This is a genomic window from Stenotrophomonas sp. pho (assembly GCF_006228405.1).
Classification (GTDB): domain Bacteria; phylum Pseudomonadota; class Gammaproteobacteria; order Xanthomonadales; family Xanthomonadaceae; genus Stenotrophomonas; species Stenotrophomonas sepilia.
This window is the reverse complement of the sequence record NZ_CP029759.1, coordinates 4,022,021-4,040,107: the sequence shown is the minus strand read 5'-3', so window position 1 is coordinate 4,040,107 and position 18,087 is coordinate 4,022,021. Positions and strand designations below refer to the sequence as shown.

The 18,087-nt window shown below is 68.0% G+C and carries 16 protein-coding genes; 6 read left to right on the top strand and 10 right to left on the bottom strand.

Translation table 11 applies throughout. From position 1 onward, the window contains the following. Positions 1-13 precede the first annotated feature (13 nt). On the bottom strand, positions 14-547 hold the full coding sequence (locus DL544_RS18835; protein WP_005419691.1) for a hypothetical protein: 534 nt from the start codon (positions 545-547) through the stop codon (positions 14-16). Between the two features lie 125 nt (positions 548-672). Between DL544_RS18835 and DL544_RS18830 the strand changes: the two genes are divergently transcribed. Beyond that, the gene (locus DL544_RS18830) at positions 673-1,269 is read left to right on the top strand and encodes an NAD(P)H-dependent oxidoreductase (protein WP_065178824.1); all 597 of its coding nucleotides are present in this window, start codon (positions 673-675) and stop codon (positions 1,267-1,269) included. A gap of 16 nt (positions 1,270-1,285) precedes the next feature. Then, positions 1,286-1,879 (top strand): TetR/AcrR family transcriptional regulator, encoded by a 594-nt coding sequence (locus DL544_RS18825; protein WP_065178823.1) that lies wholly within the window; start codon positions 1,286-1,288, stop codon positions 1,877-1,879. Positions 1,880-1,892: 13 nt separating this feature from the next. Here the strand turns inward: DL544_RS18825 and DL544_RS18820 are convergent, their stop codons facing one another. Further along, complete coding sequence (locus DL544_RS18820) at positions 1,893-2,675, bottom strand: D-alanyl-D-alanine carboxypeptidase family protein (protein WP_065178822.1); 783 nt, start codon at positions 2,673-2,675, stop codon at positions 1,893-1,895. Between the two features lie 133 nt (positions 2,676-2,808). Here DL544_RS18820 and DL544_RS18815 point away from each other — a divergent pair, with 133 nt between their 5' ends. After that, positions 2,809-3,375, top strand: a complete 567-nt coding sequence (locus DL544_RS18815) for a GIY-YIG nuclease family protein (RefSeq protein WP_005419685.1) — start codon at positions 2,809-2,811, stop codon at positions 3,373-3,375. Between the two features lie 7 nt (positions 3,376-3,382). On the opposite strand, the gene DL544_RS21360 is transcribed toward DL544_RS18815, so the two are convergent. Beyond that, entirely contained in the window at positions 3,383-3,526 is a 144-nt protein-coding gene (locus tag DL544_RS21360; protein ID WP_162911598.1) for a hypothetical protein, read from the bottom strand. A 98-nt stretch (positions 3,527-3,624) separates the two neighbouring features. Between DL544_RS21360 and DL544_RS18810 the strand changes: the two genes are divergently transcribed. Continuing rightward, entirely contained in the window at positions 3,625-4,536 is a 912-nt protein-coding gene (locus DL544_RS18810; protein WP_032954576.1) for a LysR substrate-binding domain-containing protein, read from the top strand. Here the strand turns inward: DL544_RS18810 and DL544_RS18805 are convergent. Both DL544_RS18805 and DL544_RS18795 read right to left on the bottom strand, forming a co-directional pair. Further along, a complete protein-coding gene (locus DL544_RS18805; protein ID WP_061478210.1) occupies positions 4,520-5,236 on the bottom strand; it encodes an ABC transporter substrate-binding protein in 717 nt (238 codons plus the stop codon). The two genes, DL544_RS18810 and DL544_RS18805, sit on opposite strands and share 17 nt — an antisense overlap. 270 nt (positions 5,237-5,506) lie before the next feature. Beyond that, positions 5,507-6,346, bottom strand: coding sequence for an arylamine N-acetyltransferase family protein (locus DL544_RS18795; protein ID WP_005419680.1), 840 nt, complete (start codon positions 6,344-6,346; stop codon positions 5,507-5,509). Positions 6,347-6,548: 202 nt separating this feature from the next. Between DL544_RS18795 and DL544_RS18790 the strand changes: the two genes are divergently transcribed. Next, entirely contained in the window at positions 6,549-9,089 is a 2,541-nt protein-coding gene (locus DL544_RS18790; RefSeq protein WP_139727812.1) for a methyl-accepting chemotaxis protein, read from the top strand. Positions 9,090-9,181: 92 nt separating this feature from the next. Here the strand turns inward: DL544_RS18790 and DL544_RS18785 are convergent, their stop codons facing one another. The 5 genes from DL544_RS18785 to DL544_RS18755 all read right to left on the bottom strand — a co-directional run bounded on the left by DL544_RS18785 (position 9,182) and on the right by DL544_RS18755 (position 17,434). Further along, on the bottom strand, positions 9,182-11,704 hold the full coding sequence (locus DL544_RS18785; RefSeq protein WP_065196840.1) for a PepSY domain-containing protein: 2,523 nt from the start codon (positions 11,702-11,704) through the stop codon (positions 9,182-9,184). A 645-nt stretch (positions 11,705-12,349) separates the two neighbouring features. Continuing rightward, positions 12,350-12,913: a TlpA family protein disulfide reductase gene (locus tag DL544_RS18770; RefSeq protein WP_139727808.1), complete on the bottom strand. Its 564-nt coding sequence runs from the start codon at positions 12,911-12,913 to the stop codon at positions 12,350-12,352. Further along, positions 12,910-15,291 (bottom strand): protein-disulfide reductase DsbD family protein, encoded by a 2,382-nt coding sequence (locus tag DL544_RS18765; RefSeq protein WP_139727806.1) that lies wholly within the window; start codon positions 15,289-15,291, stop codon positions 12,910-12,912. The genes DL544_RS18770 and DL544_RS18765 overlap by 4 nt, the downstream gene beginning before the upstream one ends. Beyond that, entirely contained in the window at positions 15,288-15,626 is a 339-nt protein-coding gene (cutA, locus tag DL544_RS18760; RefSeq protein ID WP_139727804.1) for a divalent-cation tolerance protein CutA, read from the bottom strand. The genes DL544_RS18765 and cutA overlap by 4 nt, the downstream gene beginning before the upstream one ends. A gap of 68 nt (positions 15,627-15,694) precedes the next feature. Next, positions 15,695-17,434, bottom strand: a complete 1,740-nt coding sequence (locus DL544_RS18755; protein ID WP_255313136.1) for an endonuclease — start codon at positions 17,432-17,434, stop codon at positions 15,695-15,697. Between the two features lie 346 nt (positions 17,435-17,780). On the opposite strand from DL544_RS18755, the gene DL544_RS18750 reads away from it, so the two are divergent. Then, entirely contained in the window at positions 17,781-18,068 is a 288-nt protein-coding gene (locus DL544_RS18750; RefSeq protein ID WP_005411227.1) for a co-chaperone GroES, read from the top strand. The last annotated feature ends 19 nt before the right edge of the window (positions 18,069-18,087 follow it).

The window sequence follows — 18,087 nt, the reverse complement described above, 5'->3', positions numbered from 1 at the left end:
GAAGGGCCGGTGACTACAACGCCTCGATCTCCCGCTTGGGCAGGATCACGCCGGGTTCCAGCGCTGGCAGCAGTTGGCGAAGCAGGCGCGGATTGTCCTGCAGCCCCGTGCCGTCCAGATACGTCCACCCGGAACCGCCAATGCGGCGCACGGCCACCATGAACGTGGTGCTGCGCATCGGGGTTTCACGCACCCGTACCAGGGATTGGCGTGGCACGAAGCAGACTTCTTCCTCCCCGGCCGCATAGGTCCGGGTCGGCACACCGACGTCTTCGCTGATGACCACCACGCCGCCGCTGTGCTGCTTCTTCAACGCATCGCGGGTGATCGCCTGGAAGGCCTCATCGCCGCCGGCCAGCCGCTTGAGGCTGGGATGCGTGCGCTCGATGAGGAAGTCCGCGTCGCCGCGGGCGTAGGCAGTCATCAGGGCGCGCACATCTTCGCGCAGGGCCTTCGCGTCACTGGGACTGAGTTCACCCGCGAAGGCGGATGGCAGCAACAGCGACAGCAGCAGCGTCAGTATCGTCAGGGGCAGGCGTCGATCCATGTCCGGATGTCCCACAGGGCATCGTTGCACTATACGTTGGACGCGAAAACAGCGTCCCACCGATGGCGCTGGTTTCCCAGGAATCGCTACTTACCATTGGTAGGTATCAATTCCTGGAGATCCCCATGCACAGCCTCATTGTCATCGCCCACCCTGAGCCCGTTTCGCTGACCCACGCGATGGCGCGTCGCATCGGTGATGCCATTGCCGCGGCCGACACCGGCAACACCGTGGCCTATGCCGACCTGATGGCCGAAGGCTTCGATCCGCGCTTCAACCCGCAGGACCAGGCGTTGTTCCGCAGCACCGGCGCGGTACCGGCCGATGTCGCTGCCGAGCACGCGCGGCTGGATGCCACCGATACGCTGGTGCTGGTGTTCCCGTTGTACTGGTGGTCGTTCCCGGCGCTGCTGAAAGGCTGGATCGACCGTGTGTTCACCAACGATTGGGCCTACGCACAGGATGCGCAGGGCAGGCTGGTGAAGAAGCTGCAGCGCCTGAATGTGCATCTGGTCGGCTTGGGCGGCGCCGACGCAGCCATGGTCGAACGTCGTGGCTACGACGCGGCAATGAGGACGCAGATCGACATGGGCATCTTCGACTATTGCGGCGCACGCGTGCTGTCGTCCCACCTGCTGCTGGACGCCGATACCGGTGCCGCTGAAGCGCATCTACAGACCGCGCTGGCGATCGGCCGTAAAATTGGTGTTCCAATGCGCTGATCGCCGTGCTCCGCCGATGCCCGCCAACGCCACCCCCACGCGCCGCCGAATGACCCGGGAGCAACGCACCCGCCAGTTGCTGGATGTGGCCTGGGCACTGGTCCGCGAAGAAGGTACCGGAGCGTTGACGCTGGGGCGGCTGGCCGAAGCGGCGGGCGTGACCAAGCCTGTGGCCTACGATCACTTCGTGACCCGCAATGGCTTGCTGGCGGCGCTCTACGATGACTATGACGGACGCCAGACCGTGGTCTTCCACGAGCGCATCGGTCGCGCCCGGGCGCAGCTGGTCGATCGGGCGGCGGCCATCGCCTCCGGCTACATCGACTGCGTCCTCAGCCAGGGCAGTGAAGTGCAAGGCATCCTCGCCGCGCTGGTGGGGGCGCCGGAACTGCATGAGGTGCGGCGGCGCTACCAGCAGGATTTCATCGACAACTGCCAGGTCTGGCTGGGCCCGTTCGCCGCCGACGGCACGGTGTCGCTGGCGGGGCGCTGGGCCATCCTCGGTGCGGCTGAAGCCCTTTCAGAGGGTGTGGCTGCCGGCGCGCTGGACAAGGCCGGTGCCGTGGCCGAGCTGCAGCGGCTGATCGTGGCGACGGTCAAGCGGCGCTGAGCCGCACAAGCGGTCAGCCGCCGGCCAGGGCGGCGAATCCCGCGGCCAGCTGGTCGCGCACCAGTGCGTCGCGCGCGTCGCGGCTTGCAGAGCCCAACACCACGGTGATCAGCCGTACCGGCTGGTCCCGCCCGGATACTGGCCGGCACGCGGTGGCGGCCAGGCAGAAGCCTGCGGCCTGGGTGTAGCCGGTCTTCAAGCCGTCCACGCCGTCTTCGCCGAGCAGGGCGTTCTGGTTGCTGCGGTTGAAGCTGCCATGGGCGAACGCGCGCTGCGCGGTGATCGCCAGGATCTGCGGATGGTCGTTCAACAGGCGGGCGGCCAGCACCGCCATGTCGCGCGCGCTGGAGACATGGTGCGGTGTGGTGATGCCGGACACGCTGGCAAACCAGGTGCTGCGCAGCCCGAGCTGGCGTGCGTGCCGGTTCATGCGTTCCAGGAATGCGGCCTGCGATCCGTCCAGGTGACGCGCGATCGCCAATGCAGCGTCATTGCCGGAAACCACCATCAACCCTTCCAGCAGGCGTGCCAGAGTGATTGTCTCGCCGGGCACCAGGCCCATGCGCGTTTCATCATCGGCCACGGCATGCACATCGTCGGCGGCGATGGTGACCGGGTCGTCCCACGAGCGTCCGTTCTCTTCGACGCACGCATAGGCGGCGTAGGCGGTCATCAGCTTGGTCAGCGATGCCGGTTGCCGCGCGGTTTCAGCGTTGTGCTGGTGGATCACCGCGGAGGTCGCCGCTTCCAGGGTGATGGACGAAATCGGTAGGGGGGCGGGCGCAGCAGACGGCATGGCGGGCGGAGATGGCAGCGACGGTCAGCAAGAATAGTTCGTGCCGGCTGCACGAAGCCGCACTGCCGGAGCGCTGCAGCGTCCACGGCAACGCCCGGTTGCGCCCGGGCTGGGGTCGAGGCAGCCTGCGCACATGCAATCGGATATCCGCATCGACGGTCGTGTCTTCACCTACGTCTTCCCGTGTGCGTGGGAGGACTACGCGAAGATCGGCTTTTCACGTGATCCGCTCGGACGCATCAGCGCATTGCATCGGCGATGGTTCGAGTTCTTCGACCTCGATGCCGGTGCGCTGGTGGAAGCGGAGGGCGAGCGCGATGCACGTGATCTGGAGCTGCAGCTGCGTTCGCCGTTCAAGGCGCACCGCGCACCGGCACCGATGACGATCCAGCACAAGGCTGGGGGTCGTACTGAATGGGTACGTGGTGCCAACCAGGCCTTGTCGCTGGCAATTGCTGCGTTGGGTGAACAAGGCTATCGCTGTTACCCGCTGAAGGCATGGCTGCAGGCGGCGCTGCGCCTGCGCATGGACCGGCTGCACGACTGGGCTGTGGTGCAGCTTCCGGAAGAAGAAGGCCTGCGGATTCCCGGTGGCCCCGGTGAGGGCGTGCTGCGTGACACGCTCGACGGTTGCCGGGCACTGGATATCGATCCAATGCCCTGGCTGCCTGAATACGTCCAACGCTGGTACACAGGTTGAGCCGCGTTCAACGGGTCCTCGGCTGCTGAACCGGCGCGGCCGGTTGCGCCGCGCACGCAGGGGAGGCGGTGGACGGGCTGGCCAGCTGGCGTGCCAGCTCGGCGTTGGCCACATGGCCGTGCAGGAACAACAGGCTGCCGAAGATGTTCATGAGCGTGCCTCCACTTGAGTGGATTGCACGATACGGGCAGCATGGAAGCGCAAAAAGAGACATTTCCGCAAGCATGCCTTGAGAGGAATTCAAGCCTGATGTCCCGTCCGCCCCTTCATGCCCTGCAGGGATTCGTGGCCGCCGCGCGGCTGGGCAACCTGTCACGGGCAGCGGCGTCGATGAATCTGACCGTCAGTGCGCTCAGCCATCAGATGCGCCAGCTGGAAGAGCGGCTCGGGCAGCCACTGCTGGTCCGCCAACCGCGTGGCGTCGCCCTCACCCTGGAGGGGCAGCGCCTGCTCGACCAGGTCGGCCCGCATCTGGATGCGATCAACGAAGCTTTCCAGCCCTATGCGGCCCGCGCCGAGCACGTGCTGACGATCAGTGCGGTGCCGTCGATGGCGTCGGCGTGGCTGGTGCCGCGCTTGGGTCACTTCGTGGCTGAGCACCCACAGATCGAGATCAACCTGCAGTCGAGTGAGCGCCTGATTGATTTCGAGCGGCAGCGCCAGTTCGACGCCGCGCTGCGGCTGGGCAGCGGGCAGTGGCCGGGCCTGGTGGTTGAGCCGCTGTTCGACGAGTGGCTGCTGCCGATGGCGAGCCCGGCGCTGATCGAACGCATGGGAGGGATCGACCGGGTGCCACTGAACCAGTGGCCACTGCTGGGGGACCCCGATGGCGCGTGGGGGGCCTGGTTCGCGTTGAGCGGGCAGACCCCGCCGTCGCGCTTCGTAGCGGTGCTGGATGATTCGGAGGCACACCACCGTGCGGCGCTGGACGGGGTGGGCGTGGCGCTGGGGCGGGTGACGCGGGCGCGCTTGTTGCTGGATTCCGGCCAACTGGTTGCGCTGTCCAACCTGCGCCTGAAAACCGCCTGGCCGCATTGGCTGGTCTACCCGCAGCGTTCGGCCCGCCACCGCGGCTTTCTTGCCTTCCGCGACTGGCTGCACGCGCAGGCTGCCGAACACGTGCGGCACATGGCGGACGCTACACTCATCGCACCAGCGTGACCGCCTGCCCGGCGCGCGCGAATGCCTCCTCCAGCAGCGAGCCGGCCTTGATCGCCTCCACTTCCTCGAACAGCGCCTGCAGCGCGTCGGCGGGGCGCGATGCCGGCGCCGCCACCGCCTGCTGGATCGCGGTGAAACGGTCGGCCAGCACGCGGTGGCCGGGATGCGCCCGCGCCCATGCTTGCAGCGGCTGGCGCACGCCGGCGGCGGCATCCAGGCGCTGCAGATCGAACAGGGTGATCGCAGCCGCCGACGTCTCGGCCCGTTCGATCGTGGCGTGGCGCAGTTCGCGGCTGAGAAACAGATCGTAGGCTGCACCGCGGCCCACCGCGATGCGCAGCCCCTCGCGGTCGAGGTCGGTCACCTGCTGCGCGGGACTGTCCTCGCGCACCAGATAGGTGCCTTCGATCTCCACGTACGGAGCACTGAAGGCGATGCGGTCGGCACGTGCCGGATCGATGGCCAGGAAGGCCAGATCCCAGCCGTCTTCGCCTGCCGCAGCGACCACCGAGGCTGCGGCATCGTGACAGGTGAAGCGTGCCTGCACACCCAGGCGCTGCGCCAATATCGCGGCCAGCTCCACCGACGGTCCGCGCGGCGAGTGCGCATCGCCCTGCGCCAGCACCGGGTTGCCCAGGTTGATCGCCACGCGCAGGAAGCCCTGCGGTGCCAGCGCACTTTGGTGATCGGCCAGGGACATGCAGGACTCCGCGAGAAAAGGGGCACCCAGCATGCCAGCGCTGCCCTGCAAGGAGTGTCATGCTGCACGACTGCAGGATGGCCTACCTTCCGTTTGCCGACGAGGCCGCAGGTGTGGGCATGGACTTGGAGGTGAGCCTGGAGCGTGCACTGCGAGCGGGGGCTGAGCTGCGCTTCGGACCGGTCGACGCGGGCGACTGGCGCGTGGCCGAGCCCACGCTCGGCTGCTGTTGGCCCAGCCGCCCAAGCTCAGCCGAGCATGGGCTCGGCTCTACAAGGTCGCGGCGCGTGAGCGCTGCAGCCAGTCGTTGATCGCCGGATCGAGCCGCGGGTCGTCCGGCAGCTGCATGCCGAAGCCTTGCTGCAGCACGTCGCGCACGTCGGCAACATCCTGCAGCGGACGCTTGTCCGGTGCCTGGCCGGGGCGGTACTCGGTGTAGTTGCCGCTGCCGATGGTGCGTCGCCAGTCCGGCCCGGTCAGCGACGCGCGCAGCTGGCCAGGGAAGCTGGAGTCGGGATGGGTGCACACGTACCAGTTGCCCACCACGTTGTCGATCGGTGCCGGCACGTGCAGGTCAAAACGGTACATCGCCCGCCAGCCGTCAGCGGATTCGGCGGACAGCACGAAATCCCCCTCGCCGGGCAGCCGCTGCAGCAGATAGCGTTCGTGCGGAGTGGCCTGCGGCTGCGGATCATGCAGCCGCAGCGGCACGGTCGGGGTCAGGCTGCCGAAACCGGCATCCACCAGCCAGTCATCGCCGTCCACCTGCACGCGCAGCAGCAGGTGGGTCCGTGCGGTCAGTTCGCCGTCCTGGGCAGCCAGCAGCACGCGCGCGCTCAATGGCTGTGCATCGAAGCCCAGCGCCTGCAGCAGCGCCAGCAGGCCGCCGTTGAGTTCGAAGCAGTAGCCGCCACGACGGTCGTCGAGCAGCTTGCGCTGCACGCTGTCCAGGTCGATCGGTACCGCATCGCGCAGCAGGCAGCTGAGGGTCTCGAACGGCAGCACTGCGTTGTGACGCTGCTGCAGCAGGGTCAGGCCGGCCAGCGTCAGCGGTGGCGGGGCATCCAGCTGCAGGCGCTGCAGGTAGCGGGGGACATCGAGCGTCGTCATGGCGGCACCGGGCGGGAGGGGAGGTCCACTGTGCTCCCCCAACCGGGGTTGAGGTCAAGGGCGCTGGTCGTGTCACGCCAGCGTCGCCTGCACCCGGTACAAAGGCCGCGTCCGCCCGTCACCGCTGGGCCAGGACGACGAAAGTTCTAAAGTTGCCTTGAATCCGGCCGATACAGGTGCGTCCTTTTGCCTGGAGTCTGTCATGTCGGCCGTTGTCCCCCACCTCCGGTCCCTGCGCACGCGGCTTGCGGCGCTGCGCCCGGCGTCTTCCGGCCTGCTGCTGTGGCTGCAACCGCATCGGCTGAGCGTAGCCAACAAGCTCAAGGCGACCTTGTGGGTCTGTGGCCTGGGACTGGTCGCAATTGCCGCCGCCTTTGCCTGGACCGGGCATGCCAGCACGCAGGCTGCGCGCAGCCAGGCCAGCTACCAGCGCGGCAGTGATCTGGCCGCGCGCCTGGCCACGCGGGTGGCCGAAGCGCGCCGCCTGCAGATCCAGTATGCACGCAGTTTCGATGATGCCGACCGCGCGCAGCTGCTGGCCACGCAAAAGGCGCTGCAGGACGATCTGCAGGCCCTGCGCACGATGCCGATGGATGCCGGCCGGCGCAAGGCCCTGCAGGCGCTGACCGAAGCTGCAGACGCGTTCTCGCAGGGTGTTGCCGCCCTGTTCGAACGGGTCGACGAGATGGGCCGTGGTGAGGCCGGCCTCGCCGCGCAGCTGCAACTGGCTGCAGACACGCTGCAGGGGCAGGTGGATGCGCAGCAGCGGGATGCGCTGGCGTTGTCCCTGCAGAAGATGCGGCGGCAGGAGGCCCTGCTGCTGCTCGACGGTGATTCCACCCACGCCGACCGCGCCAGCGAAGAAAAGCTGCCGTTCGATCTCGCGCTGGCGGGCCTGCCCGCGGATGCGCAGGTCACCCTGCGCACCGGGATGGATGCGTATCAGGCCGCATTGCTGGGGTATACCGCGGCCCGCGTCGGCCTGGATGTGGAAGCGCAGTCGCTGCTGGATACCGCCGCGGGCGTAGCGCCTGCGCTGGCCGCATTCCAGCAGGCACAGGTGGCGGCGCTGGCCGGGGCGCAGGCACGCCAGCAGGCCGGCGCGCGCACCATGAGCGTGCTGTTCGCACTGACCCTGCTGCTGGTGGCCGGCGTGCTGATCACCAGCCTGGTCCTGGTGCTGCGTGCGGTGCGCCAGCCGATCCAGGACACCCTGCGCTTCGCCAGCGACATCGCTGAAGACCGCTTGGACACCACCCTGCGCGTCTACAACGCCAACGACGAGATCGGCCAGCTGGCGCAGCGCCTGGTCGACATGCAGCAGCGCCTGCGCGCGCGTATCGAGACCGAGCGTGCCGTGGCGCGCGGCAACACCCGGGTGCGCCAGGCATTGGACAGTGCACAGACCGGTTTGATGGTGATCGATGCGGAAGGGCAGGTCGCCTACGCCAACCCGGCATTGCTGCAGCTGCTTGACCTGCGGAACGAAGCGCTGGTGGGCAGCGACGCGGTACGCCTGCATCCGGCGTTGGCCAGCCTGGCCGGCGTGCGCCAGCGCGAAGAGCGCGAGATCGGCCATGCCGGCACGCGTTACCAGCTGATTGCCAACCCCGTCATCGATGAAGGGCAATTCCTCGGCGTAGCGGTGGAATGGCGCAGTCGTGCGCTGGAGACCCTGCTGGAAACCGAGGTCGCTGCCCTGGTCGATGCTGCAGCACACGGCGACCTGCACGGTCGCATCGCGCTGGAGGGCAAGCAGGGCTTCGTGCGCACGTTGTCGACCAGCATCAACCGCCTGCTGGCGACGTTTGAAACCAACCTCGGTGACCTGCAGGCATTGCTGGCTGCGCTGGCCCGTGGTGACCTCAGCGTGCGCATGGAGGGTGAGCTGCAGGGCGTGTTCGCGCGCATGCGCGATGATGCCAACGCGACGGTCGCGCAGCTGGGCCGCATCGTCACCCGCATCCAGCACGCCACCTCCAGTCTCGATACCGGCGTTGGCGAGATCGTTGCCGGCCATCATGATCTGTCTCAGCGCACCGAGCAGCAGGCCGCCAACCTGGAAGAGACCGCCGCTTCCATGCACGAACTGACCGATACGGTCGGTCGCAATGCTGATGCCGCAGGCCGTGCCGACGCGCTGGTCAAGGGTGCGGCTGCGGTGGCGCAGCGCGGCGGCGAGGCTGTCGGCCAGGTGGTGGCGACCATGCAGGGCATCAGCGAGGCATCGCGGCGGATCGGCGACATTACCCAGCTGATCGACGGCATTGCCTTCCAGACCAACATCCTGGCGCTGAATGCGGCGGTGGAAGCGGCGCGTGCCGGTGAGCAGGGCCGCAGTTTCGCCGTGGTAGCCGCAGAAGTGCGCCTGCTTGCACAACGCAGCGCAGAGGCGGCCAAGCAGATCAAGGGCCTGATCGAGGATTCGGTGGCGCGTGTGGGAGAGGGCAACCAGCAGGCCGAACAGGCCGGCACCACGATGGGCGAGATCGTCGGCAGCGTGCAGCAGCTGGCCGAGCTGCTGGCGGGTATCCGCAGTGCGTCGCAGGACCAGCATGCCGGCATCGCACAGGTGAACCAGACCATCGTGCAGATGGAAGCCAATACCCAACGCAACGCCAGCCTGGTGGAAGAGGCCGGTGCCTCCACGGCGCAGATGCAGGTCCAGGTGCGTGCCCTGGCCGACGCGGTGGGCGCGTTCCGGTTGCAGTCGATGCCGCAGGCGCGCGCCGCCGCGGCCTAGTCAGCCGAGCGTAGGCTCGGCGCTACATCGGCTGCAGGAACACTGTAGAGCCGAGCCCATGCTCGGCTCACACCAGCGTTCGGCGGCAGGAATCAATACACGTCGCGGCGGTAGCGCCCGTTTTCCAGCAGCATTTCCACCGCTTCATCGCCCAGCGCCGTTCGCAGCACCTGATCCACGCCTTCGGCCATGCCCTGCAACGACCCACAGACATGGATCACCGCACCGCGCCGCATCCAGTCGCGCAGCGTTCCGGTGGCCGCCTGCAGGCGATCCTGCACATAACCGCCGTCGCCATCGCGCGAGAACGCCAGGTCCACCCGCGCGAGATGGCCATCGGCCTGCCACGCTTCGATCTCGTCGGCGAACAGGAAATCGAGTGCACGCTGGCGCTCGCCGAACAACAGCCAGTGCCCGTGTTCGCCTGCACGGGCGGCTTCGCGCAACAGGCTGCGCAGGCCGGCGATGCCGGTGCCGTTGCCGATCAGCACCATCGGCGCGCCAATGACACGATGGAAACCGGGGTTGCGATGCACGCGGGCGACGATGCCGGCACCGATCGGCGCATGCAACGACAGCCAGCCCGAGCCCAGCCCGGCTCGACCGGAGGCGTCATGCACCAGCCGCACCACCAGCTCCACCACGCCATCATCCGTGCAGGAGGCGATCGAATACTCGCGGCTGGGCAGCAGCGGCAGCCCGGCCAGCCACAGGCAGGCATCCTGCACTGCCAGCGCGGCATCGGCCTCCGGCAGCTCGCGTTCGCTGGCCAGCGCCAGCAGCGTGCGCGGATGGCCATCGACCAGCAAGGGCTGCAGCGGATCCAGCCCATGCGCCTTCAACACGGCACCGGCATGCTGCGCATTGTGGCGGGGCGCGATGTGCAGGATGTCACCGGCCTGCCACTGCACGTCGGCCGGTGCGGCAAGACGGATACGCCAGATCGCTCCGCCGACGCTGCCAGGGTTGAGGCGGTCACGGCCGAGCAGGCGCCACTCATGCATCTGCGTAGCCGCAGGCAGCACGCTGTCATCGGTGACGATGCCGGTGAGCGCACCCAGCTCCTGCTGCCACCGGCGCAGCGCGGGGACCGAGGCGGCATCGACGTCGACGCGCTCGAACAGTGCACGCGCGCCGTTTCCGATCAACCAGCCATCGACCCGGCGGCCGAAGCCGCAGTAGTGCGGGTACTGGCGGTCACCCAGCGCGAGCAGGCCGAACTGCAGGCCCGAAAGGTCCAGCGCTTGTGCAAGCAACTGCCGCGCTGCGCGCCGTGCGGCGTCGGGCGGCTCGCCGTCGCCGAAGGTGCTCAGCACGAACAGCGCGCTCGATGCACGCAGCAGGAGCGCGGCATCGATGCGCGCCAGCGGCAGCACCTGCACCGCATGGCCGGCCGCCTGCAGCTGGGCCGCCGCGCGCCACGCCAGCTGTTCGCCCAGTCCGCTCTGGCTGGCATGCACCACCAGCCACGCTGCGTTGCCGGCGTCGCTGGCCGGCATCGGTAGCGCCTGGCGCAGCCCGCGCGCGGCACGCTGGCTGCGGCGGCGGTCCAGGTACAGCATCCAGCCGGTGATGAAGAACAGGCTCATGCCCAGGCTGCTGAGCATCACCACCACGCGTCCGGGTACACCGAAGTAGCTGCCCGAATGCAGCGCGAACACGCTGGTGGCCAGCTGTCCGCCCGCGCCCTGGCGTGCGTACGGGCGGGCATCGAGAACCGCACCGCTGGCCGGATCGAGCTGCAGCAGGTCATGCGCACGATCGTGGTGGCCGCCGCGCTGCGACGGATCACCGGCCATCACCCGAACATTCAGTGCCTGTCCGGGTTTCTCCGGCAGGCGCAGGTCAATGAAGCCGGCGCGCACGCCCGGCAGCGCGTACAGCGTGGCTTCAATGCGGTGCAGGTCCAGCGACGCATCGGTGGCAACCTGGTGCTTGGCCGCCGGTGGGACGCCCAGCAGCGTGCTGGCCGCACTGCGATACCCGTCGAACGACCACCACAGGCCGGTCAGCGCACTCATCAGGTAGATCAGCAGCACCCAGGTGCCGACTACCGAGTGCAGGCTCCACAGGAAGCCGCGCCCGCTGCGTTTCCACTCCACTGCCAGCCAGCTGCGCCAGTGCCACCAGCGTCGTGGCCAGCGCAGGTAGAGGCCGGACAGGGTGAAGAACAGCAGGGCGATGGCACAGCTGCCGGTGATCCACTTGCCGCGTTCGCCCGCGGCAAGGTGGCGATGCAGGTCCTCGACGAAGTCAAAGAACGCCTGGCCGCGCAGGGCGCTGAAGCGCTCACCGCTGTACGGGTCGAAGTACACCCAGTGGTCCTTGCCGCCGGCAAAGCGCGCGACCGACGGCCGCTGTCCGGTGGCATCGATACGCAGGCGTTGCAGGGGGCGTTCGCTGCCGGCCTGGAGCAGCGGCACCAGTTCACTGAGTGCAAGGGGATGCTGTCCGTCGGCATGGTGCTCGGCGATCTCGGCAAAGCCGGGATTGGCGGCGCGCAGCAGCTCGTCCTCGAAGGACAGCACGGCGCCGCTGAGGCCCATCACGGCCAGGACGGCACCGGCGGTAATGCCCAGCAGCCAATGCAGTTGGAACAGGACGTTCTTGAACATCGAAGGAGAGGGGCCCGGGAGGCTGCCGCCCGCATCCTGCGCAACAGCAAATGAGAATTAGTCGCGGAATTCTCCGTGGCGCGTTGGCTGCGGTCAAGCTGGAGGTACCGGCCCGGCGGCACCCGGCACCCGCGGTAGTGCCGGCCGCTGGCCGGCAACCTCAGAAGCAACAGCCGAAGCAACAGCGGGTTTCCTGTGAGGAGGCGGGGTGGGTCCGGTTGCGGGGGACGGCGCAAGTACGTCCCTGTAGCCTTGGTCACGGCATCCATGCCGCGGACACCCCCTCAACCGGACCCACCCCGCCTTCGACAGTTTCCTGCGATCTGTCGGAACGGCGTTCTGCTTTGGTGGGTGCCGACCGTTGGTCGGCACGGGGTCTGATTCCGTTCTGAATATCGATATCTGACAGATGTGTCGACCAAGGTCGACACCTACCAACAGCCGCGAAGATCTGTCAGAGGTGGGGCGGTGTCGGAGTGCGGGGTGTCAGCCGCATGGATGCGGCTGCCAAGCTTACAGGGACGTACTTGCAGCGTCCCCGCACTCCGACACCGCCCCGCCAACCCACGGAATGCCCGCTTTGGCTTTGGCTGTTGCCGTTGCATTGAGCAGGGTGCAGGGCTGCAAGCCCTGCAAAAAACACCCTCACTTCACCCAGCCGTCGATCTCGCCGTGGGCGAACGGTCCCAGCTTCGCTTTTACCATTCGCCCCTGCGCATCGAACAACACGCTGTAGGGCAGCAGGCCTTGCGCGTTGCCGAGCTGCACGCTGGCATCGCGCGGGCCCGGTGTCTCGATCACGATCGGGTAGTCCACTGGCACCTGCTGCAGGAAACCGCGCACGTCGTCCGTCGTGTCCAGCGCCAGACCCAGCACCTGCACACCGTTGTCGCCCTGGGCATCGGCGAAGCGCGCCAGTTCGGGCATCTCTTTCACGCAGGGCGCACACCAGCTGGCCCAGACGTTGATCAGCAGCGGCCGGCCGGCGAAGTGATCGCGCAGGACCAATGGCTGACCCGCCAGGTCCGGCAGTGTCAGCGCGGGCAACTGATCGCCCACCTGCAGCGTGGGCTTCACGGCCGTCGCCCTGGAAGCCGTTGCTGGCGCGGCAGGTGCTGATGTGCCGGGTGACAGCCGATGCCCGGCCCACAGGCCGAGGCCGGCGGCCAGCACCGCTGTCCACAGCAGCGCTGGCCGTTGCCACTTCATCGTGCGGTGCGCAGCAGCGCTTCCTCGACCACCGCCTGGGTCAGCAGGGTCGGCAGCACGGTCGGCGGCGCGCCGGGGCCGTACACCACGTACAGCGGTACGCCAACCGCCTTGTGCTCTTCCAGGAACGTGGTGATCTGCGGGTCGACGTTGGTGTAGTCACCGCGCATGTACACCGCATTGGTGCGCTTGAGCAGTTCCTTGAACTCCGGCCGTGACAGCACCGCACGTTCGTTGGCCTTGCAGCTCACGCACCAGTCGGCGGTCATGTTGACGAACACCACGCGGTTGTCGGCGCGCAGGCGGTCCAGCAGCTGCGGCGAATACTCGACCACGTTGTCGCTGGCGGCCTGTGCTGCCCTCGCCGGCGGTGCAAGCTGGGTCACGCCCCAGGCCGGAACCAGCGCACCGATCGCCAGCAGCACACCGAGCAGGGTCACCGCACGCGAGCCGGTCCAGCGGTTGCGTTCAAACAGCCACAGGCCGAACGCGAACAGCAGCAGGCCACCCAGCACCAGCGCCATGCCGTCCACGCCGCGCTGCTTGCCCAGCACCCACAGCAGCCACAGCGCAGTGGCGTACATCGGGAAGGCCAGCACGTGCTTGAGCGTTTCCATCCACGGGCCGGGCTTGGGCAGGCGGCGTGCCAGCGCTGGCACGAAGCCGATCAGCAGGAACGGCAGCGCCAGGCCCAGGCCAAGGAACAGGAACACGGTCATCGCCTTCAGCGGTGGGGCAATGAAGGCGTAGGCGATCGCACCGCCCATGAACGGGCCGACGCAGGCACTGCCGACCACGCAGGCCAGCGCACCGGTGAAGAAGTCACCGGCCGGGCCGCTGCGGCTGGCCAGCGACTGGCCAAGATTGCCGATGCCGCCGCCGAGGGTGAATACGCCGGACAGGCTCAGGCCCACCGCGAACATGATGTAGGCCAGCGCCGCCACCACGCCCGGGTGCTGCAGCTGGAAGCCGATGCCGACGGCGTTGCCGATCGCACGCAGGCCTACCATCAGCGCGCCGATCCCCGCGAACGCGACCAGCACGCCCAACGTGTACCAGAGGGCATGGCTGCGCGCGCGCTCGGGGCTCTCGCCGCTCTGCGCCAGGCTCAGCACCTTCAGCGACAGGATCGGCAGCACGCAGGGCATCAGGTTCAGTACCAGGCCACCGGCCAGCGCCAGCAGCAGCACCCAGACGAACGATCGGTCCGGGTTCGGGGTGGTCGCCGGCGGACGCGTGCGCAGGGCGTTGCCATCGCGCGCATCGGCGGCGAACTCATTGCGCGCGCCCTCACTGCCGCTGGCGGCGGGAGCGGCGTTGCCGTCGTTGGGTACGGTCGGCAGCAGGCGCAGCGGTACGCCATTGGCGGATTCACGCGGCGCACCGGCAGCGCCCAGCGCATTGACTGCTTCCTCGCGCACTGGCGCCTGGCCGGTGCCGGCGTTGAGCTTGCCGGCCGGAATCGACAGCTTCACCCGACGGGTCATCGGCGGGTAGCAGATACCATCGGTCTGGCAGCCCTGGAAGGTCACCACCAGGGTGCTGTCGACCGCATCAGTAACGGTGCGGCGCAGCGGCAGCGGCACTTCCACCTGGTTGAAGTACACCGAGACATCGCCGAAGTGCTCGTCGCGATGCGACTGCGCGGCCGGCCAGCGCGGCTTGTCGGCGAGCACGCCGGCGCTGCCTTCCAGCTTCAGCGAAGTGCGGTCGCGGTACAGGTAGTAGCCGGGTGCCGGGCTGAAGCGCAGCAGCAGGGTGTTGCCGTCGCTGGCGATGGCATCGAAGCCGAACGCCTGTTCCGACGGCAGCGGCAGCGCCTGGCTGTTGTTGGCCGCGCCCGGCAGGCGCAGGCCACCGCTGTTGCCGGCACCGGCCAGCGGGTTGTTGAACGGACTGGCGGCACCGGTACGCGCGGCAGGCACCACGGCCGCCGCACCGGCACCCGGCAGGGTGACCTGCACCACGCGCTTCTGCGGTGGGTAGCAGACGCCGGCATCGGCGCAGCCCTGGTAGCGGACTTCCAGGCTGATGGTGCCGGCAGCGTCCGTCGGCGTGCCGGGCAGGGTGGCCTGCAGGCGCTCGCGATAGGTTTCGACCTCGCCGAAGAAATCATCGTGGTGCCTGTCACCCTTGGGCATCTGCAGCGTGCCGGCATTGAAGGCCGGATCCGCCTTGACGCTGGTGCGGTGGCGATACAGGTAGTAGCCCGGTGCGATCTTGAACTGCAGCTGCACCTGGCCCCGTTCGGGGGCAGTGGCGGTCAGCGCGAACGCCTGGTCCACCGGCAGCAGGTCCTTCTCATCCAGGGCCAAGGCGGGCAGCGAGAGCCACAACAGGGCGCACAAGGCGGCGCCACGCGCAAACAGAGTCTTCAATCAGTGTCCTCCCGGGTCTGTGCCCGGATCCAGTCCAGATATGCCGGCAGGCCGGCCCGGGTTTCGACCGCGATGCACTCCGGGAGTTCATACGGATGCAGTTCGACGATCCGGGCGATTGCGTCATCGACGCGGCTCGCGGTGGTCTTTACCAGCAGCTGCAGCTCGGCATCGGTGGTCACCTCGCCCTGCCAGCGGTAGGTGGACTGCGCGCCATCAAGGCGGGTCACGCACGCGGCCAGGCGCTCGCCGACCAGCGCGTGCGCAATGCGCTCGGCACTGGCCCGGTCCGGGCAGGTGGTCAACAGCAGCAGGACGGGATCGACGATCGGCATGACCGCCGAGTATAGGGCCGCCGCCGGGTCAGGGCCCGGCGGCGGCAGTGGACCGCTGCGTTGCGCGGTCAGTTGGCCAGCTGGCAGGTGGCTGGCTTGGCCGAGGTGAACAGGGCCGGGGTCGCCCACTCGGGGTGGTCGATGAACGGGTTGCGATTGCCCTGGAAGCTGTAGACCACGTCATTGCGGGCACGCTCGGCATCATCCGGCGGATCGGACAGGTGCCAGTCGATCAGCGTCGACAGCAGGCCCATGTAGGCCGGCGAACTGCTGGTCTTGACGATCTTGCTGCGGTCGTCGGTCAGCTCCAGGTCCGGCTCGGACTGACCGGTGGCCGCATCCTTGCCACCCTCATAGCGGATCGCCATGTACATCACCGCACGCGCCATGTCGCCCTTGCGCTTGCCCCACACCTCGAAGGTGCCGGTGTTGCCGTCCGGCGTGCGCACCCAGTTGGAGTTGCCCGGGTAGCCGCCGCTGCCGCCGCCCTGCCCATTGTTGGCTTCGGTGGCACGCTCGCCGCAGCTGGCATCGCACTTGGCGAACGGCTTGTTGCCACGGTCGGCGTTCCACTGCGCGTCGGTCAGGTACAGCATGTGGGTGTCGGTGTACGGCGCGTAGGGCAGGCCCTTGTCACCGGTGGTGGTGGCAAAGCCCAGCGAGTTCGGCCAAGTGTGCTCGCGGTTGTAGGTCAGGCCGCTGCCGGTGCCCGCACGATCACTGACCTTGGCGTAGCTGCGGTTGCGGTACGCATCGAGGATGCGGTTCGGGTTGTTCGGATCCTCGTCGGCGATTTCCAGGATGGTCCAGGTGCTGGTGCCCGAGCCGCTGTACGGGTAGGCGGTATGGCCCTTGATGGTGGCGTGCAGCGAGCAGCGCAGCTGGCTGGGGCTGTTGGTGTTGACCCTGGAGTAGTAGCCGGCCGGCACGCCCGGGTTGCCGCCGGTGCTGGCCACGGTGAAGGCGATGCGGCTGTCGGCGGCCGGATGCGCGCCCTGCAGGTCGGTGATGCGCGCGGCGCGGATGTCGAAGCGGCAGGCTTCACCGGCCACCAGCGCGGTATTGGTGGACAGCTTCACGCTGCGGCCGCTGGCCGGGAAGGTCAGCGGCACGCTGCCGGAGGTGCCGCAGCTCAGGGCGAAGGCGCCACTGGCCAGGTTCACCGTCTCGCTGAACACCACTTCCAGGTCGGCGGCAGCGGGGAAGGTGCTGCTGCCCTGCGCCGGGGTGGTGGTGGAGACTGACGGCGGCGTGTTGGGGCCTGGCGTGCCACCGCCGCTGAAGGTCTGGCCGTTGTTGCAGCTGCCGAACGTCTGGCCGGCAGATTCGGCCCAGGTGAAGTGGGCGTACTGGCTGCCGCTGCCGGTCAGCTGCAGCGAGGTGCCCGGCGCGGTGCTGTTGCTTTCGGCCACCGGGATGTTCTGGCTGGTCATGCCCGCGGCGGGGCCACCGGAGGCGGTGATGGCGCCCTCGTAGCTGAGGAACTGGACCACCTTGCCGCTGGCATCGACCAGGGCGATGCCGTCGTTCGGACCATTCTGGAGGCCGTTGGTCGGATAGTTGACCACGGCGATGGTGGCGCTGCCGCAGCCGGCGGCGGTGCCGGCCGGGACCGGATTGTTGGCGTAGACGGTGGCGGCCGACGGGTTGCTGCCGTTGTAGAGGTACAGGCGGTAGCCGGACAGGTCCTCACCGGCAGTGGCTACGACCTCGATCGCTTCGCCGACGTCACCGGCGGCGGTGCTGTCGTCGTAGTGCAGTTCATTGATGAAGACCTCGGCCTGGACCGGCGCAGCGGCCAGCGCCAGCAGGCAGGCGGCGGCAAGCGGGACAGCAATCGCATCGACTACTCCTTGTGATTGGGAATGCCTGACCGAGCCTAAGGCCGATCCAGTGACACTTTGTCGTAAATGAACGTCAGATATCTGACAGTGCGACGCTTGTCACCGAAATTGATCTGGACCGACGCCCTGGCCGAGGCGCGCGGGCGAAAAAATTTTTTCATTCCGCCCTTGAAAGGGGGCGGCAGGGCTCCATCTCTGCCCTGCTCCCGACGTTGTCGGGTTTCTTCACGTGCGGTTCTGGCACTCGCCTGGGGTGAGTGCTAACATCGCCGGACTTTTTTAGACCAATCAATCACTTAAGAGGTCTCCTATGAGCATCAAGCCGCTGCACGACCGCGTTGTGGTCAAGCCGATCGAAGCCGACGAAATCTCCGCCGGTGGCATCGTCATCCCCGACTCGGCCAAGGAAAAGTCCACCAAGGGTGAGGTCGTGGCCGTCGGCCCCGGCAAGCCGCTGGACAACGGCAACGTGCGCGCGCCGTCGCTGAAGGTCGGCGACAAGGTCATCTACGGCCAGTACGCCGGCAGCTCGTACAAGAGCGAAGGCGTCGAATACAAGGTCCTGCGCGAAGACGACGTGCTCGCCGTCATCGGCTGAGCTTCGGCGCGACCTGTTT